This window comes from Alkalihalobacillus trypoxylicola, from assembly GCF_001590785.1.
GTDB lineage: Bacteria > Bacillota > Bacilli > Bacillales > Bacillaceae_D > Alkalihalobacillus > Alkalihalobacillus trypoxylicola.
In genome coordinates this window covers 560,174-582,684 of sequence record NZ_LTAO01000001.1, presented here as the reverse complement: position 1 = coordinate 582,684, position 22,511 = coordinate 560,174, and the positions used below count along the sequence as shown (strand labels likewise).

15 protein-coding genes are annotated in these 22,511 nt (G+C 35.5%); all 15 read left to right on the top strand.

The features are described from left to right. Positions 1-6 precede the first annotated feature (6 nt). Entirely contained in the window at positions 7-1,347 is a 1,341-nt protein-coding gene (locus tag AZF04_RS02745) for a DUF4340 domain-containing protein (protein WP_161485251.1), read from the top strand. 109 nt (positions 1,348-1,456) lie between these two features. Continuing rightward, on the top strand, positions 1,457-3,184 hold the full coding sequence (locus AZF04_RS02740; protein WP_061947434.1) for a family 43 glycosylhydrolase: 1,728 nt from the start codon (positions 1,457-1,459) through the stop codon (positions 3,182-3,184). 775 nt (positions 3,185-3,959) lie between these two features. Further along, complete coding sequence (locus AZF04_RS02735; protein ID WP_061947433.1) at positions 3,960-5,087, top strand: glycoside hydrolase family 88 protein; 1,128 nt, start codon at positions 3,960-3,962, stop codon at positions 5,085-5,087. Positions 5,088-5,193: 106 nt separating this feature from the next. Further along, on the top strand, positions 5,194-6,216 hold the full coding sequence (locus tag AZF04_RS02730; protein ID WP_061947432.1) for a LacI family DNA-binding transcriptional regulator: 1,023 nt from the start codon (positions 5,194-5,196) through the stop codon (positions 6,214-6,216). A gap of 113 nt (positions 6,217-6,329) precedes the next feature. Beyond that, positions 6,330-9,500: a beta-galactosidase, LacZ type gene (lacZ, locus tag AZF04_RS02725; protein ID WP_061947431.1), complete on the top strand. Its 3,171-nt coding sequence runs from the start codon at positions 6,330-6,332 to the stop codon at positions 9,498-9,500. Beyond that, positions 9,493-11,355, top strand: a complete 1,863-nt coding sequence (locus AZF04_RS02720; RefSeq protein WP_061947499.1) for a DUF2264 domain-containing protein — start codon at positions 9,493-9,495, stop codon at positions 11,353-11,355. Before lacZ ends, AZF04_RS02720 begins: the two co-directional genes overlap by 8 nt. A 170-nt stretch (positions 11,356-11,525) precedes the next feature. Continuing rightward, positions 11,526-12,566: an autoinducer 2 ABC transporter substrate-binding protein gene (locus tag AZF04_RS02715; RefSeq protein ID WP_235599903.1), complete on the top strand. Its 1,041-nt coding sequence runs from the start codon at positions 11,526-11,528 to the stop codon at positions 12,564-12,566. Continuing rightward, the gene (locus AZF04_RS02710) at positions 12,526-14,364 is read left to right on the top strand and encodes a cache domain-containing sensor histidine kinase (RefSeq protein ID WP_082795218.1); all 1,839 of its coding nucleotides are present in this window, start codon (positions 12,526-12,528) and stop codon (positions 14,362-14,364) included. Before AZF04_RS02715 ends, AZF04_RS02710 begins: the two co-directional genes overlap by 41 nt. Beyond that, positions 14,354-15,982 carry a response regulator transcription factor gene (locus tag AZF04_RS02705; protein ID WP_061947428.1) on the top strand — a complete coding sequence of 543 codons (1,629 nt, stop codon included), beginning with the start codon at positions 14,354-14,356 and terminating at the stop codon, positions 15,980-15,982. Before AZF04_RS02710 ends, AZF04_RS02705 begins: the two co-directional genes overlap by 11 nt. 493 nt (positions 15,983-16,475) lie before the next feature. Next, positions 16,476-17,978, top strand: a complete 1,503-nt coding sequence (locus tag AZF04_RS02695; protein ID WP_061947426.1) for a sugar ABC transporter ATP-binding protein — start codon at positions 16,476-16,478, stop codon at positions 17,976-17,978. Between the two features lie 31 nt (positions 17,979-18,009). Beyond that, the gene (locus AZF04_RS02690; RefSeq protein ID WP_045479965.1) at positions 18,010-19,041 is read left to right on the top strand and encodes an ABC transporter permease; all 1,032 of its coding nucleotides are present in this window, start codon (positions 18,010-18,012) and stop codon (positions 19,039-19,041) included. Between the two features lies 1 nt (position 19,042). Next, positions 19,043-20,095 (top strand): ABC transporter permease, encoded by a 1,053-nt coding sequence (locus AZF04_RS02685; protein ID WP_235599902.1) that lies wholly within the window; start codon positions 19,043-19,045, stop codon positions 20,093-20,095. A gap of 61 nt (positions 20,096-20,156) precedes the next feature. Continuing rightward, the gene (rhaS, locus tag AZF04_RS02680; RefSeq protein ID WP_061947425.1) at positions 20,157-21,200 is read left to right on the top strand and encodes a rhamnose ABC transporter substrate-binding protein; all 1,044 of its coding nucleotides are present in this window, start codon (positions 20,157-20,159) and stop codon (positions 21,198-21,200) included. A 45-nt stretch (positions 21,201-21,245) separates the two neighbouring features. Next, entirely contained in the window at positions 21,246-21,524 is a 279-nt protein-coding gene (locus AZF04_RS02675) for an HPr family phosphocarrier protein (RefSeq protein WP_061947424.1), read from the top strand. Between the two features lie 309 nt (positions 21,525-21,833). After that, complete coding sequence (locus AZF04_RS02670) at positions 21,834-22,457, top strand: YesL family protein (RefSeq protein WP_061947423.1); 624 nt, start codon at positions 21,834-21,836, stop codon at positions 22,455-22,457. Positions 22,458-22,511 lie beyond the last annotated feature (54 nt).

Genomic DNA, 22,511 nt, shown 5'->3' with positions numbered 1-22,511 from the left:
AAGCTTGTGAAAAGGAAAAATTTAATGGTTCTCATTTTAATCTTGTTCATTACAATCGCGGCTTATTTTATGCTAAATGTCAGTTCAAGTCAAAAAGAAATGAGTCATGCCTCCGTACATGACAGTACCATCTTCGAATTGAATATAAATGAAGTCGATTCTGTTCAGTTACTTTCTTCAAATCAAGAGTTAGAGATTGAAAATATAGATGGTGAATGGACAATAAAAGGAAAAGAAACGGAAGATATCGATCCGATTAAACTTTTTGAATATGTTCATTCAGTCACAAAAATCCCAACACTTCGGCTTATTACGGATAGAAATGATATTCCACTAGAAGAGTACGGATTGAACTCACCTGATGCTACCATAAAGATTCAGACTAAAGACGATACACATTCCTTCTTGCTAGGGAACAAGCTAGCGACCGGTAATGAGTATTATATGATGAATGAAAATAACCAAAATATTTATTCGATAGCGAACGAGGTGGCTCATTCATTCCTACTATCACTTGAACAGCTGAGCTCTGATTATCGAAAGACAGAGCCAAACCTAATGTTTAAAGAGATAGTTTATGAAAAAGGAGACGACATCATTAAAGTCGTACCTTACCCTCAAAATACTCCATATGTAATGAGCCAATATTATTTAGAGTATCCATACACTACTAAACCGGAATTAAATGAAATAAGTCCATCCTTCGAAGCCATTGTCGCCGCATTTACTTCCATTTATCCCACCGAAAGCTTTGAAAGAAAGGAAGATTTATCATTCTATCATCTCGATCAGCCTTTATTAAAGTTAACAATGAAAGCAGTAGATGAACAAGAAAGAGTGATAAAAATCGGAAAAGAACGTTCATCAGGTTATTATTATGCACAATTTGAGGACGATTCTTTTATTCACATAGTGAATTTAGCTGAGCATATGGAGATTTTTGATGTAACAGCATTTGATATGGCAGTAAAAACACCGGTGTATACTTTTATGACTAATATCAAGGAAATGCAGTGGATAGTTGAAAATGAAACGTACCACTTACAATTTGATTCAGAAGAAATGTTCAAATTAAATGGAAAAGAAGTAGCGCCTGAAAAGATAAGGGATTTCTATCTTGCCTTACTAGAATTAAATCCTGATGCGGAGGTTGCTGACGAGAATGGTTTTGAATGGAATCATCTAGAGGCGCAATTGAAGATTGTTTTTGATAATGAAGAGGAGACACAGATTGATTTCTATTCCTTTAATGAACTCTTTTTGGTAATGGTCAAAGATGGGGAATTCGATTTTGTCATTACAAAAGAAAAAGTTCAACAAATTACGACATTTTTAAAATCACTGTGATGTAAATAGGTGTAAAAAGAAATGGTCTCTTTGAAGGGAGGTGAAGGAGTAAAGCTTTGCCATCAAGTAGTTTGAACAAAGTGGAATATAATGTAGAGGAGAGTGAAGAATGTTTAAGAAGAAAAAGTTTTCTATCATTTTCATCATGACAATCTGCGTATCTATTTTGACAGCAATAAACTATACCCAAGCTAGAGACCTAGAAGGCGATGCTCAAATAGGAATTGGTATTACCCCGTTTATTATCTCTGAATCAGAGGAAATCGTGAACCATGTTAACATTTATTGGAGCGAAGTAGCCAATGCTAATTATTACGTGCTTTTTCGATCAGAGCAGAACGAGGAAAATTATCAAGAAATTTATCAAGGAAACGCCAAAATGTTTGGCGATTATCATTTAGAAGTCAACAAAAACTATCATTATAAAATAAGAGCGGTTTTTGACCAACAAGAATATGTCGAGTCCTCAGCCATTGAATTTCAACCCTATCAAGTACCTGATGATGTGGGTTATTTTCATAATAACGAAGAAGGTGGATTTCAAGGTTCACTAGGACCAGGTGGTATTAAACACGGTGATTTATATTACAGCTATCGACAAGAAAATGATGGAAATGGATTTAAACAAATAAATCTCTATACATCAGAAGATGGTGAAAATTGGACTTTTGACAAAGTGGTAATGGATAGAAACAGTCACCCGGATTTAGAAGCGAGTAAATTAGAATCTGGAACGGTTCAATATAATGAACATACAGGTGAGATAGTAGGTTGGTATCATTATGAAAATAATGTAGATTATTCATTAGCGAGGCTGGCGGTTGCATCTGGTAAACCAGGAGAGGTTTGGACCTATCATGGTAGCTTTAGACCGAATGGAAATGAATCAAGAGATAAAGCCTATTTTATTGATGATGATGGTACAGGCTATATCATGTCATCAGCTAATATGAACGCTGACTTTATTTTATATGAATTAACACCTGATCATTTGGAGATAGAAAGAGAAGTGATGACATTATTTGAAGGTCAACACAGAGAAGGACCAGGGATTACAAAACAAGATGGTTATTACTATATCTTTACTTCTGACGCAGCAGGCTGGTATCCATCTCAGGCAGCCTATGCTTCTGCTTCCTCTATGGAAGGGCCTTGGTCAGAACTAAGATTAATAGGAAATAAAAATACATTTGGTGGACAGTCGGGTCATATTAATACGGTTCAAGGCTCAGAGGCTACTACCCACATCATGAATGCCTACAGATGGATGTTTGGATGGGCAGAAGACCCAGGTGGAGCTAGAGACCGCTGGTATCCAATTTCACTACATGATGGGTATGCCTTCTATGATTATTTTGAAAAGATTTTAGCATCAGCATCCACAGGGCTTGTCATTCCTGTTCAACCTGGTCAATTAATTTCCCAGGAAAAACCTGCATTTGCTGAATCAGAACTAACAGGTGCTGAGGCGGGAAAGGCAAATGATGGAGATTATCAATCGAGTTGGGTTGCCGCTAATAATCATTGGCCTACCTGGTGGATGGTAGATTTAGAGGATGTTTATGATTTATCTCATGTTCAAATCTCTTGGTTTTTATTTAATGGCTCTGAAGCCGTGCATTATTATGAAATAGAAACGAGCATCGATGGAGAAAATTTTGAAAAAGTATTAGATCGAACAGATAATAAAAATTATGGATTTACATCAGATAGCTTAGAAGGGGAAGCAAGGTATGTGCGTATTCAATTAGTTGATGCGAATTTGCATAATAATCCAAATAACTGGTACACTCCACAGCTCTCCGATGTAAAAATATTTGGAGAAGTGGCCGAGTAATAGTCGTAAGAGATTAGAACGAAACCTATTCATTTTAAAATAGCGAAATCGTTTTGTGATGGATGTTTATCTAAACAATGAACAATGTCGGAACAATACTCATGAATGAATATTTTCTCAAATGTTAGGTGAACGGCTGTTCGCTTCAGTCCGGTGGGGTTATGCCGAACTTTTTTAAAAGTGGATTTCGGCATAACCACTTCCTCCAACTGGAGTCTCCATGTCTTGTGTCCGCTAGCCTACTATTTTAATCGTGAATCTACCCTTTTTAAAAACCCTCCTTTTATAGTAAGGAGGGTTCATGGTTCGTTCTTGATGTTCGTCTATTAAACAACATTTCAATTTTCTCTCATGTGGTGATTATAAAACAGGGTTTGTCCCGACCTTGACACATTTGAAGATCCACTCTGACGAGCTCAGCGTAGTCGGAGTTAGCTGAAAACAAGCCCTTGGGAAAGCATCTACCTAAAGTGGAAATCAAAAACCTAATCGAGCGGTTTTCTTACAAATTCTAAGTAATCTGTTCAAAAATCGCCTATTCTTACTTCTAATGCTCCTTTACTAATTTTTATCAGGTTATGAGAAGTTTTTTTTATTTGATTCCTATCACAAAAGCAAGTATCATTAAGGACATCGCAATTTGTTTTAATTGAACAAATCTGAAAATTCAACGTATTCTCTAAAGTGCGCACGAATAGCATAAAGAGGATGTTGCATTTTATTGAAATTATTTTTGAAATCGATTTCAAATTTGAAAAGGAGCGATATAAATTAAATGAAAAATAAAGATCGATGGATCGAAGAAGCTTGGAATAAGGTAGAGCATAAAGTTGTAAGAATCAGTAAAGAAATAGGATCACAATTTCCACATGCAAGTGTAGAGGGGCAATATGCTCTTGAACAGCCTCATTGGTGGACGGCAGGATTTTGGCCAGGTTTATTATGGCTCGTATATCGAGAAAATAAAAATGAAGAATTGAGAAAACTAGCAACAGAATGTGAAGAGAAGTTAAATGATGTTATTTTTGATTTTGATCGATTAGATCATGATATGGGCTTTATGTGGATATTAACGAGTGTTGCTAGATATAAAACAGTAGAAGAAGAGGATGCTAGGAAAAAGGCTTTGTTAGTCGCAAATTTATTTATGGGGCGATTTAATCTTAATGGAAACTATATTCGTGCATGGAACCCATGGTCACCAGGTGAGGATAATTCTGGTTGGGCGATTATAGATTGTACGATGAATATATCACTTTTATTTTGGGCGAGTGAAATTTCTGGAGATCCTCGTTATAAGCATGTGGCAAAAAAACATGCTGACACGGTCATTAACCATTTTATAAGAGAAGATGGTTCTGTCCATCATATTATTCGATTTGATTCCGAATCTGGTGAAAAGCTAGAGGCAATTGGCGGTCAAGGATATTCTCATGAATCGGCATGGTCAAGAGGTGCCGCCTGGGCGATTTATGGATTAGCACTGTGCTATCAATATACAAAAGAGGATAAATATTTACAAGCGGCCAAAAAAGCGGCTCATTATTTTATTGTGAACTTACCAGAAGATTATGTACCAGTTTGGGATTTCCGAATTCCTCAAGAAAATGAACCTTTTCGTGATTCATCCGCAGGAGCTATTGCAGCAGCTGGATTATTAGTTTTGTCTGATTCTACAAGTGAAAACGAATCAAAGCTGTATTATGAAGCTGGAGAAAATATCTTATATTCTCTTTACACAAAATATGGTGAATGGGAGAACACTCAAGAACAAGGATTAATTAGTAAGGGTACCAGTCATGTTCCAGAGAGCAAGAACATTCATGTTCCGTTAATATATGGAGATTACTTTTTTACTGAAGGCTTATTATATTTAAAGGGAAGAAAAAAATTATTTTGGTAATTCTCGAAATATTCTATTTTAACTTTAAGAGATAGCTTTTGCCATTATAAAAATTGTGATATAAATAGAGCAATCTATATAAAAATCTTAATGGTAGGAGATTTAGATGAAGAATAAAAATGTAACGATATATGATATTGCTAAAGAAGCAAATGTTTCACCGGCTACTGTATCGAGAGTGTTGACAGGTAACGCACGAGTTCGTCCTGAAACCATGAAGAAGATTGTAGCGATTATTGAGAAACATCAGTTTCGGCCAAATGAGTTAGCTAGAAGTTTACTATATAAGAAATCAAAAATGCTAGGGTTCATTTTACCTGATATTACAAGTCCCTTTTTCTCTACTCTAGTATTAAAGAGTGAATCTTATGCTTTAAAAAATGGCTATTCGTCCTTTGTCTGTAATTCTATGAATAGTAGAGAAATGGAGTCCAAATATTTACAAACACTCTTAGAAAAACAAGTAGATGGTATCGTATTTTTAGGTGGAAGAATTAATAATGTGGCTCCACCAAAAGAGCAAATAGAAGAGCTTAAACAGGTGATTAAAAGAGTCCCTGTTGTCTTAGTAAATGGTTCATTGCCTGATTTAGATGCACCAATCATCCGTTCAGACGAAGGGGATGGTGTGAAGCAGTTAGTTCAGTTAGCGATTCAAAAAGGACACACTAAAATTGGTTTTTTGGGTGGTACGATTGGAGTCACCTCTTATGAGCTAAAGCTAGCGGCATTTGAAGAAGAAATGAAAAAAGTGGGATTACCTTTCAACAAGGAGTGGATTATTCCTGATAGCTTTTCGATTGCATCTGGTGAAATAGTAATAGAGAAATTAATTCAGACAAAGGAAATGCCAACGGCGATTCTTTGTGCGAATGATTATGTAGCAATGGGGGCTATTAATCAATTACAAAAACATGGTTACGAAGTACCAACAGATATTTCAGTATTAGGTTTTGATGATATGTATATTTCACAATATTTCCCCCCAGGGATTACAACGATTTCACAGAATTATGAGCGATTAGGTCAAACGGCTATTGAGGTATTATTAAATATGATAGAAGGTAAAGAAGTAGAAAGAGAGACGATTATTCCTACAACGCTCATTCATAGACATTCCTGTTTGTAGAATAGTAAAGCAGATGCTCCATAGGCAATCATTCACTTTAATAGGTGAATGATTCATCCAAAATATGAAATGGGTTTCAAAGATGAAGAAATATTGAAAGCGAGGAAGAAATCATGTTAAATCAACAATATCAATTAAAGAAATTTGAATATAAACCGCCACAAAATGGGTATCCAGAGTGGAATAATAACCCAGAGATATTTCAATTAAATACATTGCCAGCTCATACTTCAACGATTACCTACTCAACGGAGGAGGAAGCATTAAAGGGTAAACAAGAGCCATCTCATAATTATCATTGCTTAAATGGTAAGTGGTCCTTTTCGTTTGCTGAACGACCAATAGAACGAAATGTTCATTTTTATAAAAATTCTTATGATTATAGTGGATGGGATGTCATTAATGTACCTGCTCATTGGCAGCTAGAAGGCTATGATTATCCTCAATATACAAATGTTCGTTATCCATGGGAAGGAACGGAAAACATTCAACCTCCATTTGCACCAACTAAATATAACCCTGTTGGTCAATACATACGTACCTTCCAACTGTCAGAAGGTTGGGAAGAGTTGCCAGTTATGATTCATTTCCAGGGAGTTGAATCCGCTTTCTATGTTTGGTTAAATGGAGAATTTGTAGGATACAGTGAAGACAGCTTTACAGCCTCAGAATTTGATTTAACACCATATCTTAAGAAGGGAGAGAATAAGTTAGCGGTGGAAGTATACCGCTGGTGTGATGCTAGTTGGTTAGAGGATCAAGACTTTTGGAGAATGAGTGGTATTTTTCGAGACGTTTATTTATATGCCACTCCCCAAGTATGTATAGCCGATTATCGAATACGTACAGAGCTCGATCAAGATTATAAGGATGCTCAACTACAAATCGATTGTTGTATTAAAGATTATTTAAAAAGAGGAGAAAAAACGGCTCAATTAACGGTTAAATTGTTCGACCATGCTCAAAATGAGATTGTAACTTCTAGTATTCTTATGAATGACATTGATGAAAAAAGCTTGAATCTTTCAATGTCGATTCAAAACCCGCATAAATGGAGTGCAGAAATACCTTATTTATATACGATCATATTACTTTTAAGTGATGAACAAGGAAACGATTTGGATATACATCGAAGTAAAGTAGGGTTTCGTACGTTTGAATTGAAAGATGGCTTAATGAAAATAAATGGACAGAGAATTCTTTTCAATGGTGTGAATAGACACGAATTTTCTGCAGATAGAGGTCGAGCGATACAGTATGAAGATATGTTACAAGATGTTCTTACAATGAAACGTCATAATATTAATGCTGTTCGAACATCGCATTATCCGAATCATCCGCTTTGGTATGAGCTATGTGATGAATATGGATTATACGTAATCGATGAGGTTAATTTGGAGACACATGGCACATGGACATATGGACAAAAAGAGCTTGAGGATACAATTCCTGGTAGTAAAAAGGAATGGACCGATAATCTTCTAAATCGTTGTGCGTCAATGTTTGAACGAGATAAAAATCATCCTTCCATCCTAATATGGTCATTAGGAAATGAAAGCTTTGGGGGAGATAACTTTTTAAAGATGTATGACTATTTTAAAAGTAATGACCCGACTCGGCTTGTTCATTATGAAGGAATTTATCACTATCGTTTATCAGAAGGTGCTTCAGATATTGAGAGCACCATGTATATTAAGGCAAACAAGGTTGAAGAGTACGCAAAACAGGCGGAATTATCAACAAACCCTTATAAACCATATATTTTATGTGAATATGCACATTCTATGGGGAATTCTACAGGCAATCTCTATAAGTACACGGATTTATTTTATCAATATCCTATTTTACAAGGGGGCTTTATTTGGGATTGGAAAGACCAGGCTTTAAAAACAAAAACTACTGACGGTTTAGAGTTTTTTGCATATGGAGGAGACTTTGGAGAAGCGCCACATGATGGTAATTTTTCTGGAAATGGTTTGGTCTTTGCAGATGGCCAAATAAGTCCTAAATTAGTGGAAGTAAAAAAATGTTATCAGCCTGTCAAATTTAAAGCTATTCATTTAGAAGAGGGAACCTTTCAAATCGAAAACCTATTTCTATTTCAATCGTTAAATGAATATTTGTTAAAGTGGCAGATTCTAAAAGATGGAGATGTTTATAAAAGTGGAACTTTAAAAATACCAGTAATGCCGTTATCTTCATCAAGATTTACAGTTGAGGAGCTTCAGTCGTTAGAAAATGAACATTCCGAAGAATATATCGTCACGCTAAGCTTAGAAATAAATGAAAATTTGAGCTGGGCAAAAAAAGGACATGAAATAGCTTTTGAACAGTTTAAACTTCCTGTAAAAGTGGAGAAGTATCATAAGAGATATAACCACGAACCATTCATTATTAAGGAGAATCAAATAGATTTAATGATTAGGGGTGGAGAATTTTCGGTTATTTTTAATAAAAGGAATGGTCAAATTATATCGTTTCAGCTATCAGGAAAAGACTTACTAAAGCAAGGCCCGATACCTTACTTTTGGAGAGCGATGACGGATAATGACCGTGGAAATAAATTAAATGAGCGAAGCAATATCTGGAAAACCGCAAGTGATAGTAGGGAGGTTCAATCATTTTCATTTGAAGAAAAAGAGGGAGCAGTTAAGGTAAAGGTTGATTTTAAGCTTGCCAATCATTTGGCGGTGGACATTGACTGTCAAATACTCTATACCGTTCATCCAGATGGAGAGATAGAGATTACACAGTGCTTAATACCAGGAAAAGACCTTCCTGAAATTCCTTCGATAGGTATGTTGTTTAAAGTGAATGCCGAAAGTCAACATTTAGAATGGTATGGGAGGGGACCTTATGAGAATTATATTGATCGAAAAAAAGGATCTAAACTAGGCAAATATAGCAGTTTAGTTTCTAATGAATTTGTTCCCTATTTAAAACCACAAGAATGTGGTAACAAAACGGATGTGAGATGGTTCCATATTCGAAATGAAGAAGGTATTGGATTGGTCATTAGAGCTAGTAATCATCCGATTGAATTTTCAGCACTTCCATTCACGCCGGATCAATTGGAGCATGCTAGCCACCCCTACAAGTTAAAAAAAGGGGAAGATCATACAATAAGGATTAATGCTCATCAGATGGGAGTTGGAGGAGATGATAGCTGGGGAGCTAAAACTCATCGAGAATTCACCCTCTTAGCAAATCAGCACTATTCTTATACATTTAGTATGAAGGGATTCTATCGAAAGGAAGAAAGTAGCGGTGAAGAAAATGGATAATCATTTAGAAAAAATAAAAAATAACCCTCTTAGTAATAAAACGGATGTATTAAAGCTAATTGAGGATTTGTGTCAGCCTCTGTTGCCTTTTTATAGTGAAGGGAAAACGAGAATAAAGATCAATCATTTTAGTGCTGTTTACACAGACTCTACTGCTGAAGTGGAAGGTTTTTCAAGATTGCTGTGGGGTCTAGCACCATACATGACGAACAAAAAAGAGTTTGAAGTTTGGGATGCTGTTTTAGAGGGGTTACAGAACGGTACGAATCCTGATCATCGAGAATATTGGGGAGACATACATGATTACGACCAAAGAATAGTTGAAATGAGTGTATATGGTTATGCACTTGCGCTTTGTCCCGAGAAAATTTGGCAGCCTTTGCCACAAGAAAGTAAAGAGCGTTTGTTGAAGTGGCTTCAGCAAATAAATGAAAAAAAAGCCTATGATTGTAATTGGCTATTATTTAGTGTATTAGTTAATATCGGCTTTAAAAATGTAGGTGAACCATATGATTCAGAGCTAATCGAAAATCATTTAAATCGGATCGAAGAATTTTATATAAAAGATGGCTGGTATTCAGATGGAATGAATGCACATTGTGATTATTATTCTTCCTTTGCGATTCATTATTATTGTTTATTTTATGCGAAAATCATGGAACAGGAAGATCCGAGACGTTCTAAGCTTTATAAAAAAAGAGCTAGTTTGTTTGCGAAAGAATTTATTCATTGGTTTGCAAAAGACGGCTCGGCTTTACCTTTTGGAAGAAGCTTAACCTATCGATTTTCACAAGTAGCTTTTTGGAGTGCTTATGCTTTTGCAGAGGTAAAAGAATATTCCTATGGTGTTGTTAAAGGTATCATCCTCAATCATTTGCGTTGGTGGATGAAACAACCTATTTTTGATCATCAGGGTCTTCTAACAGTCGGGTATACGTATCCAAATCTAATCATGAGTGAAAGCTATAATTCACCAGGGTCACCATATTGGGCATTTAAAACCTTTTTAATCGCAGCGTTAGAAGATGACCATCCTTTTTGGAAGGCAGATGAAAGGCCATTACCTGATTTGAAGAAAGTTTTTCATCAGAAAGCTCCAGGAATGATTATGGTAAGAGAAGATGAAAAAAATCATATACTAGCGTTTAATAGTGGTCATCATGCGACAACTGGTCATACCCATACTTCAGCCAAATATGAAAAGTTTGTTTATTCTAATCAGTTTGGTTTTAGTGTTCCAAGAGCAGAGTGGGGAATTGATCAGGGGGCATTTGATAATATGCTCGCACTGAGTGAAAAAGAGCAATTATACCGAGTAAAAAGAATGACCGAACATTATTCTATTCAAGACAATTTGATTAAAATGGAGTGGAAACCATGGTCGAACGTTTTTATTAAGACGACGATTATCGCAGGAGCACCTTGGCATATACGAATTCATGAGATTACAACAGAGAGAGAACTAGATTTTGCTGAAGGAGGTTTTTGTTTAGGACTACCGATGACTGGCTTTGTCCAAGAATCATTAAAAACAGAAGCAAATGAAAAGAATGCTATCGCCCAAAATTCTTTGGGAGAGTCTGGTATTCTGTCGTTATATGGCGAAGGAGAGGCAAAATTGGTTTTTCCTAATCCAAATACGAATCTCATACATTCTAAGACTGTACTTCCAACTATTACGGGGAGTTTATTAAAAGGTAAACATCTTATGGTTTCAGCCGTTTTAGGAAATTGCAAGCAGGTCAATCAGCCAATATTGGAAAGTAGCTGGAATAAGCCCCCATCTATAGAAGTGAAAAATGATAGGATTCACGTTTATCATGAGAATTTAGCGAACCTTACAATCCCATTATAATCATCAGGTAATGAAAATATAGTTGTCACAAAAAAGAGCCTAAAGCGTCTGCTTTAGGTTTTTTCCTCATTTAAAAGCAGTTTATATTTTTTAAATGGTCCTTTCTATCTAGTAATAATTGATCATTTTATATAAAATACATGTATAAAAATATCATGAGAGGTGACATAGTGAAAGTTTTATACACGATCATAATCATAGCTCTTTTATTTGTAAGCGGTTGCTCTTTGGGGGATGATGAAAAAAAGTATGAGCTTGTGTATGTAAAGGATGAAGTATCACTAGAGATAAAAAATGAACAAAATCATCAGAAGATAACGGTCGCTATAGTGCCTAAGGTAGTGAATATTTTATATTTTAACGCAATAGAAACAGGTGCTTTAGAAGCTGCTAATGATTTAAATGTGAATGTGATTTACCATGGACCAGCTGAAGCAAACTCTGATGCTCAAATCGAAATTGTAAATGAAATGATTCAAGCTAATGTGGATGTTATTGCAGTATCTGCTAATGATCCAGAGGAGCTGGCACCGGTATTAAAGAAGGCAAAAAATAGTGGTATTAAAGTGATTACTTGGGATTCAGATACTTTACCTGAATCTCGTGACCTTTTTATCAATATGGTCGACCCTGAAGTATTAGGAAGGCATTTAATGGATTTATTAGCTTGGAATACGGATGAGAGTGGCGAATATGCTGTGATGATGGGTTCATTTACAGCTGCAAACTCTAATGAATGGACGGAGTGGATTAAAATTCATCAAGAGGAATATTATCCAGATATGAAATTAGTTGAAATCGTAGCGAATGATGAGGATCCGATTAAATCATATAATGAAGCTATAAAGCTTCTAAAAAAATATCCTATGTTAAAAGGGATTATTGGAAGTACCTCAGAAGCCCCCCCTGCCATTGCAACAGCGGTAAAGGAATTAAATGTAATAGATGAGGTAGCAGTGGTAGGACTATCCTCACCAAGCCTCATGAGAGACCATCTTAAGGATGGATCAGCAAAAGCGATAACACTTTGGAGCCCAAAAAAATTAGGCTATTTAACGGTTTCGCTTGCAAAAAATATAGTCGAAGACTCTCCGCCTTATGATGGTCAAGATATACCAAAGGTTGGAAAAGTTAGAGTGAAAGAAGAAACCGTTATAATGGGAGAACCAATTGATTTTACGAAAGAGAATGTGGACCAATATGATTTCTAAAGGAAGAAATTTGAGATTAAGAACCAAATTATTAGTAACGTATATTGTACTAACTGTGGTGCCAATGGGCTTGCTCGGATATATCGCTTACTTTCAATATTCTAAATCGATTGAAGAACAGGCAGGGCATTATATACCTGAGATACTGGAGCAAGTTAATGAAAATATAACGAATCAAATAAATGAAATTATCTTATTACCGGACTACATTTACAGTTCTAATCAAGTCATTGGTGTGTTGAGAAAAGAAACAACTCAACCGCGCTCTTCCCAATTACAAGACGAATTTATCGTAAATAGTTTTTTAAATCGGACTTATATTAACGGAACAAATCCCGATATATTAGGTGTTTTTCTTTTCTCACATGAACGCTCTTTTTATAGTACAAAGGTGCCGTTTAGCGAATTAGATTTTAATAGCTTAACCAATCCTACGGGGGTTGCCAATGCTGTCGAATCGCCTCCTTCTAACAAAGGAAATACGATTTTACTTCCACACCAAACCTCGTTAAGCTTTCAAGACGATCGCCCTTTTATCTTATTAATTAGACACTTAACGGATTATGAGAATCGTAAAAATTTAGGTACAATAGCCATTGCAATTGAGGTAAATTTTATAAGTCATGCCTTAGAGGAATTAAGTAAGGAAGAGACAGCAACCCTTTGGATGATGGATCATAATGGACATATTATTTATCACACGGATGATGGTAAAATAGGCAGCAAAGATTTATCTTTTGAAGATTATCCAAAGATTAATGGTAGCTTCAAATCGATTTATGAAGAAGATTCAAAACTGATTAGTTTAGATTTCATGGAGGAACAAAGATGGTTTTTGGCTCATAGTATACCTGTTAAGCACTTAACAGAGCAGACTGATTTAGTTAGAAATGTGACCATTATTATTTTTATCATTTTAGTTTTAATTAGTCTTGTACTTTCCATTATTTTGGCATGGAATGTATCTAGTCCATTAAATCGCTTAATGCTCTCGATGAGAAGATTAGAAAAAGGGGATTTTTCCACGAAGTTGTCCGTTGACCGCGAAGATGAAATGGGAATACTTGCTAAGAATTTTAATCGAATGACAAAAGAGATAGATGAATTAATTAGAGAAAAATATCAAATTCAACTAAAGCAAAAAGAAGCTGAATTAGTTGCATTGCAATCTCAAATAAATCCCCATTTTATGTATAATACGCTAGAAACCATATCAATGGCAGTTGAAGAGGATGAAAAAGATACAGTTGTTCAAATGGTCACGATTTTAGGAAGAATGCTAAGGTTTTCCATTCATAATAAAGAAAATTTAATTTCAATTGAAACCGAAGTTGGACATATGAAGGATTATTTAACGATACAGAAAATACGGTTTGAACATTGCTTTGATTTTCAAATAAGGTATGCAGATGATTTACAGCATCAACTAACGCCTAAGTTGATTTTACAGCCTGTTGTTGAAAACGTTATCAAACATGCGCTGAACCCTAATAAAATGACGAGCATTGATATAACAATTGAATTAGAAAAAAAATCAGAAGAAGACCATATTTTAATTAAGATATCTGATAATGGTAAGGGGATGAAAAGGGAGAGGCTTCTTCAATTACAGAGGGAACTTTTACATGATCCGATGAAAAAAAGAGATTCAAATTTTGGATTAGTAAATGTTCACGGTCGTATACAAATCCAATTCGGAGCTATGTTTGGATTACACATAAACAGTCAAGAAAATATCGGTACATCTGTTGAGATTCGAATTCCTATTTTAGAGGGGGGAAAAGAAAATGAAAATTAGAGCGGTTATCATTGATGACGAAAATCGGATAAGAAGAGGAATTGAGCGATTAATAGTTTCTAATGGAAATCAATGGGATATCGTTTTTTCAGCAGGAGATGGACAAGATTTAGTAACTGCCTATGATGAGAATCCTTTTGAATTTGATGTTTTGTTTACCGATATGCGAATGCCAATTATGGATGGATTGAATTTAATAAAAGAAATGAAAAGTAGAACAACCTTTAATCCAGTTGTGATTAGCGGCTTTGACGATTTTCAATATATACAGGCTTCGATTCGAGAGGGTGTCATTGATTATATAATGAAACCTATTGATCGAGAAGAGTTTCATAGTCAACTTGAAAAGATAAAGCATAAGGTAAAGGCTCAAAAAGAGGAGAAAGAGCAAGAAAAATGGGTAAATGAGCAAAGAAACTATCTACTTTACCGTCAACAGTTGGAAAAGTTAAAGGAAGCTACAGCGGATGACACAGATATTTCCTTATTGCACGAATTAAAGGAGTTTCCATCCGGTTATTTTCAGCTATTAAAAATTAGTATTGATCAGACCGTTTATCATAAGCGGAAACTGACAGAAGATGAATGGAAAAATTGGGTGTTAGCACATGATAATATCGTCTTAGAGGCACTAAGATCGATTCAAATTAAAAATTGGTATTGGAAAACAGATGGTACCAATACTTGGATATTGTTTCAAAGTGAAACTCCTGCTGAGTCAATCTGGATAGATACAATCAATGAATTTGTTAAAACCGTTCAAGAATATGTTCAATATTATACAATTTTCTCTCACTCTATTGCTATTAGTTCCACTTTCGAAGACCTATTGCTACTTACTAGTATAAAATCGGAGCTTTCATCGTGGATGCAATTTCGATGGATTTACGGTAACAATCAACTCTTTAGCTATGAAAAACATCCTGAGCCAAAGTCATCTTTAAACGGTGAATGGCACAAATTTCAGCAGATTATAGAACAAGTCCTTTTAAGTCTAAAAGATGTCAATAAACAAAAGTTGAAAAAATCTATGAGCTCTTTTAAAGAGGCTTTATTTCTTCTGACAGATCCAAAAGAAATGGAACAAGTTATTAGAGCCTTTTTACTGCAATTAACTCACTTTGCTATCCAGCAACAAACCTTAACAGCCTTAGACTCATCTCTTTTAGAATTGAAGCAAAGTGAAGAACTGTTTAGAACGTCTAATTTAAATGAAATAATGTTTGAGTTAGACCAAAGATTAAATACTTTATTGTCAGATTTAATCCAGTTACAAAATCATCGAGTTTATGATCAAATAACGATTGTGAAAGAGTGGGTTCGCAATCATTTAGGTGATAATATAACGATTGAAAAACTAGCTAGGCAAGTGTATATGAATCCAACTTATTTTTGTGAATATTTCAAAGCGCAAACCGGCGAGACAGCTCTAGATTATATTACACGAATGAGGATTTCTCACGCTTGTGAGCTATTATTAACGACAAATTTAAAGGTTTATGAAGTGGCGAATTCAGTAGGATATTCTGATTCAAAATATTTCAGTAAGCTTTTTAAAAAATATTATGGAGAACTTCCTTCTAAATATAAAACCAATATGGTAGCCACACAGGATTAAACCATAACCTATAAGATTAAAAAAGCGGCTGGGACCATTCGCATGAAATGAATGACTCTATATATGATAGGTGCTCAGCTATTCGCTCCCATGACACTACGCGTAAACAAAGAGATTTACGCAAACCGTAAAGAAACAATTGAATGTCTCCTTGCCGCCTGGAAGAATGCAAGGTTTGCGTTGGGCCAACTTGAGAGGATAGGAAAAAATTCAATCCAGGTGATGCTTGTTTTTCTTACCATAAATCTCTAAAAATGAATCAACTGGCACTAGAGAAACATACATCCTCCAGTGTCACCGGCAGAAAATAATCAAAGATTCCGTAAAACACTTTTTGAGAGCTGTTTGAGAAAACAGCCTCTTTTTTTTTTGAATTCCCGAGTATTTCCTACCTATTACCGAATATCATCACCTTTTGATTATAGGTGGTATTTATTAAAATGATTGTAAGCGTTAACATATTCGAAGTGAACGGATAAAAGGAAGTGAAGAGATGTCAGAGTATGTGTTAGAGCTAAAAGAAATTACAAAAAAATTCCCAGGAGTTATCGCTTTGGACCGTGTTCATTTTAAGCTAAGACCAGGTGAAATTCACGCTTTAATGGGAGAAAACGGAGCTGGAAAATCCACCTTCATTAAAGTAATTACGGGTGTGCATGCACCAAATGAAGGTGAAATGTATGTAAATGGCGAGAAAGTGAGCTTTTCTAATCCAAAAGAAGCACAAGAGCTAGGTATAGCTGCTATTTACCAACATGTGACGAATTATCCGGATTTATCGGTTACTGAGAATATATTCATGGGTCATCAAAAAGTTCAGAAGCTTACAAGGCGATTACGTTGGAAGGAAATGCACGCTGAGGCAGCTCGGATTCTACAATCCCTAGGCTCTAACATTGATCCAAAAGCTGATATGGGATCATTAAGTGTAGCTCAACAGCAGATCGTAGAAATTGCCAAAGCTATATCTACAAAAGCCAAGATTATCATAATGGATGAACCAACAGCGGCCTTAACAGCGAGAGAAAGTGAAGAATTATATAAAATTGCTGAAAGTCTTAAGGAGCAAGGAGCTTCCATCATTTTCATTTCACATCGTTTTGAGGATATGTACCGATTGGCAAGTCAGGTCACTGTCTTGAGAGATTCAAAATACATCGGGTCATGGGCCATTGATGATATTACAAATGAAGATTTAATTATGGCAATGGTTGGAAGAGAGATTACTCAAGTTTATCCAGATAAAAAGGGAGATATTGGTGAAAAACTTTTAGAAGTAAACGGGTTAAGTAAAGCAGGGTATTTTGCTGATATTACGTTCTCTCTTCATAAAGGGGAAATTCTCGGGTTGACTGGCCTAGTGGGGGCTGGAAGAACGGAAGTATGTCAATCATTATTTGGATTAATGCCCTACGAAGAAGGAGAAATTTTGTTAAATGGAAAGAAAGTGATGATTCAAAGCCCGAAGGAGGCTATGAAATTAGGAATTGGGTATTTACCTGAGGACAGGCAAGCGCAAGGGCTCATTTTGCAATGGGGAATTGGAAAAAATATTACCCTGCCTTCTCTCAATCATTTTTCTAAAAAAGGTTGGCTAAGGGAGAAAAGCGAAAACGAAGTGGCTAAGGAGCTAGGTGAGAAGGTTCATATTAAAGCCAATAGTATTTTTGACTTAGTAAGCTCATTGTCGGGTGGTAATCAACAAAAGGTAGCTGTTGCAAAATTACTGACGAAGAAATTAGACATCATTATTTTAGATGAGCCGACAAAGGGTGTTGACGTTGGCGCAAAATCGGCCATTTACGATATCATTCAAAACTTAGCAAGCGAAGGATATGGAATTATTATGATTTCATCTGAAATGCCTGAAGTAATAGGGATGAGTGATCGGATAGCCGTTATGAAATCAGGCAGAATAACAAAGGTTCTAGATAAAAAACAAGCATCTCAAGAAGTCATATTAGAAGCAGCCATGCTAGAAAAGAAAGAATCATAGAATCAACAAGAAAAAAGAGGGTGAAATACAAATGGCAATGGGAAGTTTGCAAAGCTCAACGGAGGATTTGAAAGAAAAAACCTCTATTTTAGCTGGAATTTCAAGATTTAGAGAATTAGGTTTACTAGTTTTCATTATCTTGTTATGTATTTTTGTCCAGACACGAAATTCTAGTTTTTTCACAGTTAGTAATCTTAACGATATGATGACGAATACGGCAATTCTGAGTATTTTGGCACTTGGTATGATGATGGTGTTAATTACAAGAGGAATTGATTTATCGATAGGTGCAACACTCGCTCTATCGGGAATGATTGTTGCCCAAACCGTAAGCGTTTATCAGCATCTTCATCCTTTTTTAGCGATTACTATGGGTATTTTAATAGGAATTGTTTGTGGACTGGTTATTGGTTTTTTAGTTTCTAAAATTGGGATTTTGCCTATTATCGCAACTTTAGCAATGATGAATATTTTTCGTGGAGTGACTTATACCGTAAGTGATGGTCAGTGGGTTAGCTCCTATCAAATGCCCGAGAGCTTCGTTTCAATTGCTACTAGTCAAATTTTAGGAATCAATACACTAGTATTTATCGCTATTTTAATTTATATAATGGGATTTTATTTTATGAATCATACCACTACAGGAAGGCAAATATATGCCGTTGGTAGCAACCCTGAATCTGCGAAGGTTAGTGGGATTAATCAAACTAAAATTCTGTTTATTGTTTATTCAATAATGGGTGGGCTTGCTGGCTTATCTGGAGTCCTCTGGGTATCTAAATTTGCCTCAGCACAAGGAGATACGGCCTCAGGCTATGAGTTAACCGTCATCGCTGCCTGTATTTTAGGAGGAGTTAGCATTGCAGGAGGCTCAGGTAAAATATCTGGAGTCATTCTAGGAGCCGTTTTACTTGGAATTTTGAATAATGCTCTTCCACTTATGAATGTATCACCATTTTGGCAAATGGCCATTCAAGGTTTTATTATTTTATTTGCTGTTTTACTTAATACAGTCGTTAAAAGAGGAGTACAAAGAAACCATTTATTGAGGAGGAAAATATAAGATGGCAGAGAGTATGGTGAAGCATCATGAATATGTGCAAAGAACGTTAGAGCATAAACAAGCATTCTCTCTGAAGAAATTTTTCTTTCAGTGGGAATGGGTACTCATTTTAGTTTTCCTAATCGTATTAATGATTAATTCTAATTTATCGCCGTATTTTTTAAGTATTAACGGTTTGAAAGATGCGACGATGATTTTTTTAGATAAGGCCTTTATTGTATTTCCGATGGTTATGATTATGATTTTGCGAGATATTGATATATCGGTAGGTTCAACCGTGGCATTATCCTCTGTTGTGATGGCGACTGTATATAATTCTTTAGGAGTTCCTATGGAAGTAGCCATTGTGATATGTATTTTTGTTGGAGCTCTATGCGGTTTTATCAATGGCTTGCTTATCGTTAAGTTTAAAGAGCTTTCCGCTGTTATCGTGACGTTAGGAACGATGATTTTATATCGAGGAATTGCTTATGTCATATTAGAAGACCAAGCTTCTGGAAACTTCCCTGAATGGTTTAGTTTCTTTGGATGGGGCAATATTGGTGGAATTCCATTTATTTTAATCCTGTTTATTATATTTGCCATAGCCTTTACCTTACTACTTCACAAAACGACATTCGGCAGGCAAATATATGCGATGGGAAATAATGATACAGCGAGTCGATTTTCTGGTGTCCAAGTTGATAAAGTGAAAATCATTGTGTTTACTCTAGCAGGAATTATGGCTGCCATAACAGCTATTTTCCTAGCATCAAGGATGGGAAGTACTAGACCTAATGTGGCCAATATGTATGAACTAGATGTAATCACGATGGTTGCTCTAGGTGGAATTAGTACTGCTGGTGGAAAAGGAAGAATGTTAGGTGCCATTATTGCTGTATTTATCATTGGATATCTTCAATATGGGTTAGGGTTAATTAACATATCCTCACAAAGCATGCTCATTATAATCGGAGCGCTTCTGCTTATTGCTGTAGCGATCCCGAAAGTGAATTTGTACCACACGTTTGAGAGATTGAAAGAGAAGAGGAAAGCAAGGACAAGGAACAAATAGAAATTCTAACTTTGACTGAATTTCTGTTCTAAATAAATCATGATTAAAAGGGGAGATCGTAATGAAAAAGATTCTAATGACATGTGCATCAGTTGGAGTAGCTTTATCGATGCTTGCAGCATGTGGAAGTGATACTAGTAGCCAAAGTGAAGAAGTATCAACTGGTGGAAATGAAGCCGTTACTCACGCAATGGTATTTAAAAATACAGGGAATCCTTACGGTGAAAAAATGATGGAAGGCTTTGAAGAAGCAATTCAAGAAGTGGGTGGAGATGTCATATTGCGTTCACCGGATCAGCCTACTGCTGAAGGTCAAATTCAGATTATTGAACAATTAATTACGCAGCAGGTTGATTCTATTACAATAGCAGGAAACGATGAGGACGCCCTTCAGCCTGTTCTCAAAAAAGCAATGGATCAAGGAATTAAAGTATTATCAGTTGATTCAGCAGTAAATGCAGGAAGTCGGATGGTTCATGTGAATCAGGCTAATCCAGAAAGCATAGGTCGAACACTGATTGAAGCAACCGCTGATATGATAGATTTTGAAGGTGAAATTGCCGTGTTAAGCGCGACATCACAAGCAGCTAATCAAAATATTTGGATTGAATATATGCAAAAAGAACTAGAGGATCCTATTTATGAAAATATCGAGCTTGTGAAAATTGCCTATGGAGATGACCTCCGTGACAAAAGTACTTCCGAAACAGAGGCTCTTTTACTGCAATACCCTGATTTAAAAGCGATTATTTCTCCAACTACAGTAGGAATCGCTGCTGCTGGTAAGGTTTTAACTGATAAAGGTTTATCAGGAGAAATTGCTTTAACAGGCCTAGGCTTGCCTAGTGAGATGGCTACTTATATTGAAAATGGGGTTACTCCAGCAATGTTTTTATGGAATCCTATTGATGTGGGGTATGCAGCAGGTATGACAGCACATGCACTTGCTGAAGAAGAGATACTTGGTGAAGTTGGAGACAGCTATGAAGCTGGAAAGCTTGGAGAGAAAGAAATTACAGAAGATGGTGAGGGAACAGAAGTTTTAATAGGGGACCCGTTCCGCTTTGATGTTAATAATATAGAGGAATGGAAGGAAGTTTATTAATCTTTCAGGCATATTCTTCTCTGACAGAAAAGGAGTAAGATAGCTATGATTGTGAAATCGTTTCAATTTAATAAATCGTTAAGTGTAAAAGAATTGATAACAGCACAAATCGTAAATAAAGCGAACGAATTTCAAGCAAATATTGAAATTGAGTATTCTGCCAAAAAGGTAAATTTAAAATCCATTATTCAAGTAATGAATCTATCTATCCAAGAAGGGGATATCGTCAAGATCTTCATTTCTGGAAAAGAAAAGGAAAAAGCAAATCATGAAATAAGTGGCTTTATTCAAGAACATTTGGGAGATGAATTACTTGAAAGATAATGGAAAGTGTAGATTCAAAACAAACCTTTAGCTAAAATAGAAATCGAGAAGCTAATCACTTCTCGATTTCTTTTATTTTAAAGGGGTTTTAAGCATAGAATAAAACGATATTTTACATAAATTTTATAAAATTATGCACATCTTCACATTCTATATGGTACATTATATTCAACTATACATTTTAAAGTAACATCTATAGTTTTTACCCTATTTGAATAAGCTTAAATTATGTACAATTAAAAATTGACATACATTTTATCGGACTTTTTTTAAAGCGCTTACAAAAAAAGAGAAAGAGGGGGAAGCTTCATGCAAATTAGTTGGATGTCAAGCAAGTTCTATTTAACTTGTGAATGGATTTGGCGATTTGCTTATCTTCATTTGCTATGGATGTTCTTTTCACTAATCGGTCTAGTTGTATTTGGAATCACACCTGCCACGATAGCTGTTTTTGCTGTTGTAAGAAAGTGGAGGATGAAAGAACACGATCAGTCGATATTTTCAACGTTTTACCAAACCTATAAAAAAGAGTTCATTAAAGGAAATGCTTTAGGGGCTATTCTAGTTACGGTATCGTTTTTTATTTATATTAATTATCTGATTATTGGAACGATGACAGGAATTGGTTCTGATCTTTTATTCGCAGGAACCACGTTAATTTTAATCCTTTTTATCATCTTTCTAATATTTATCTTTCCAGTTTATGTTCACTATAAACTTACATTCTTTCAAACCATGAAAACGGCTTTAATTATTGGATTGATTCACCCGCATATTACCCTGATTACGATCCTTTTATTAAGTATGACAGGCGGGCTATTTTATTTCATGCCAGGACTTATACCTTTTTTTAGTTCTAGTATGTTGGCGATGTGTATGATGTGGTTTGTGTATCATGCTTTTTTACAAATTGAAAAAAAACAAATGAATTGAGCGCAGAAAAACTTAAATAAAGGCATTAGCACCTGCTATTCGTTTTAACTATAT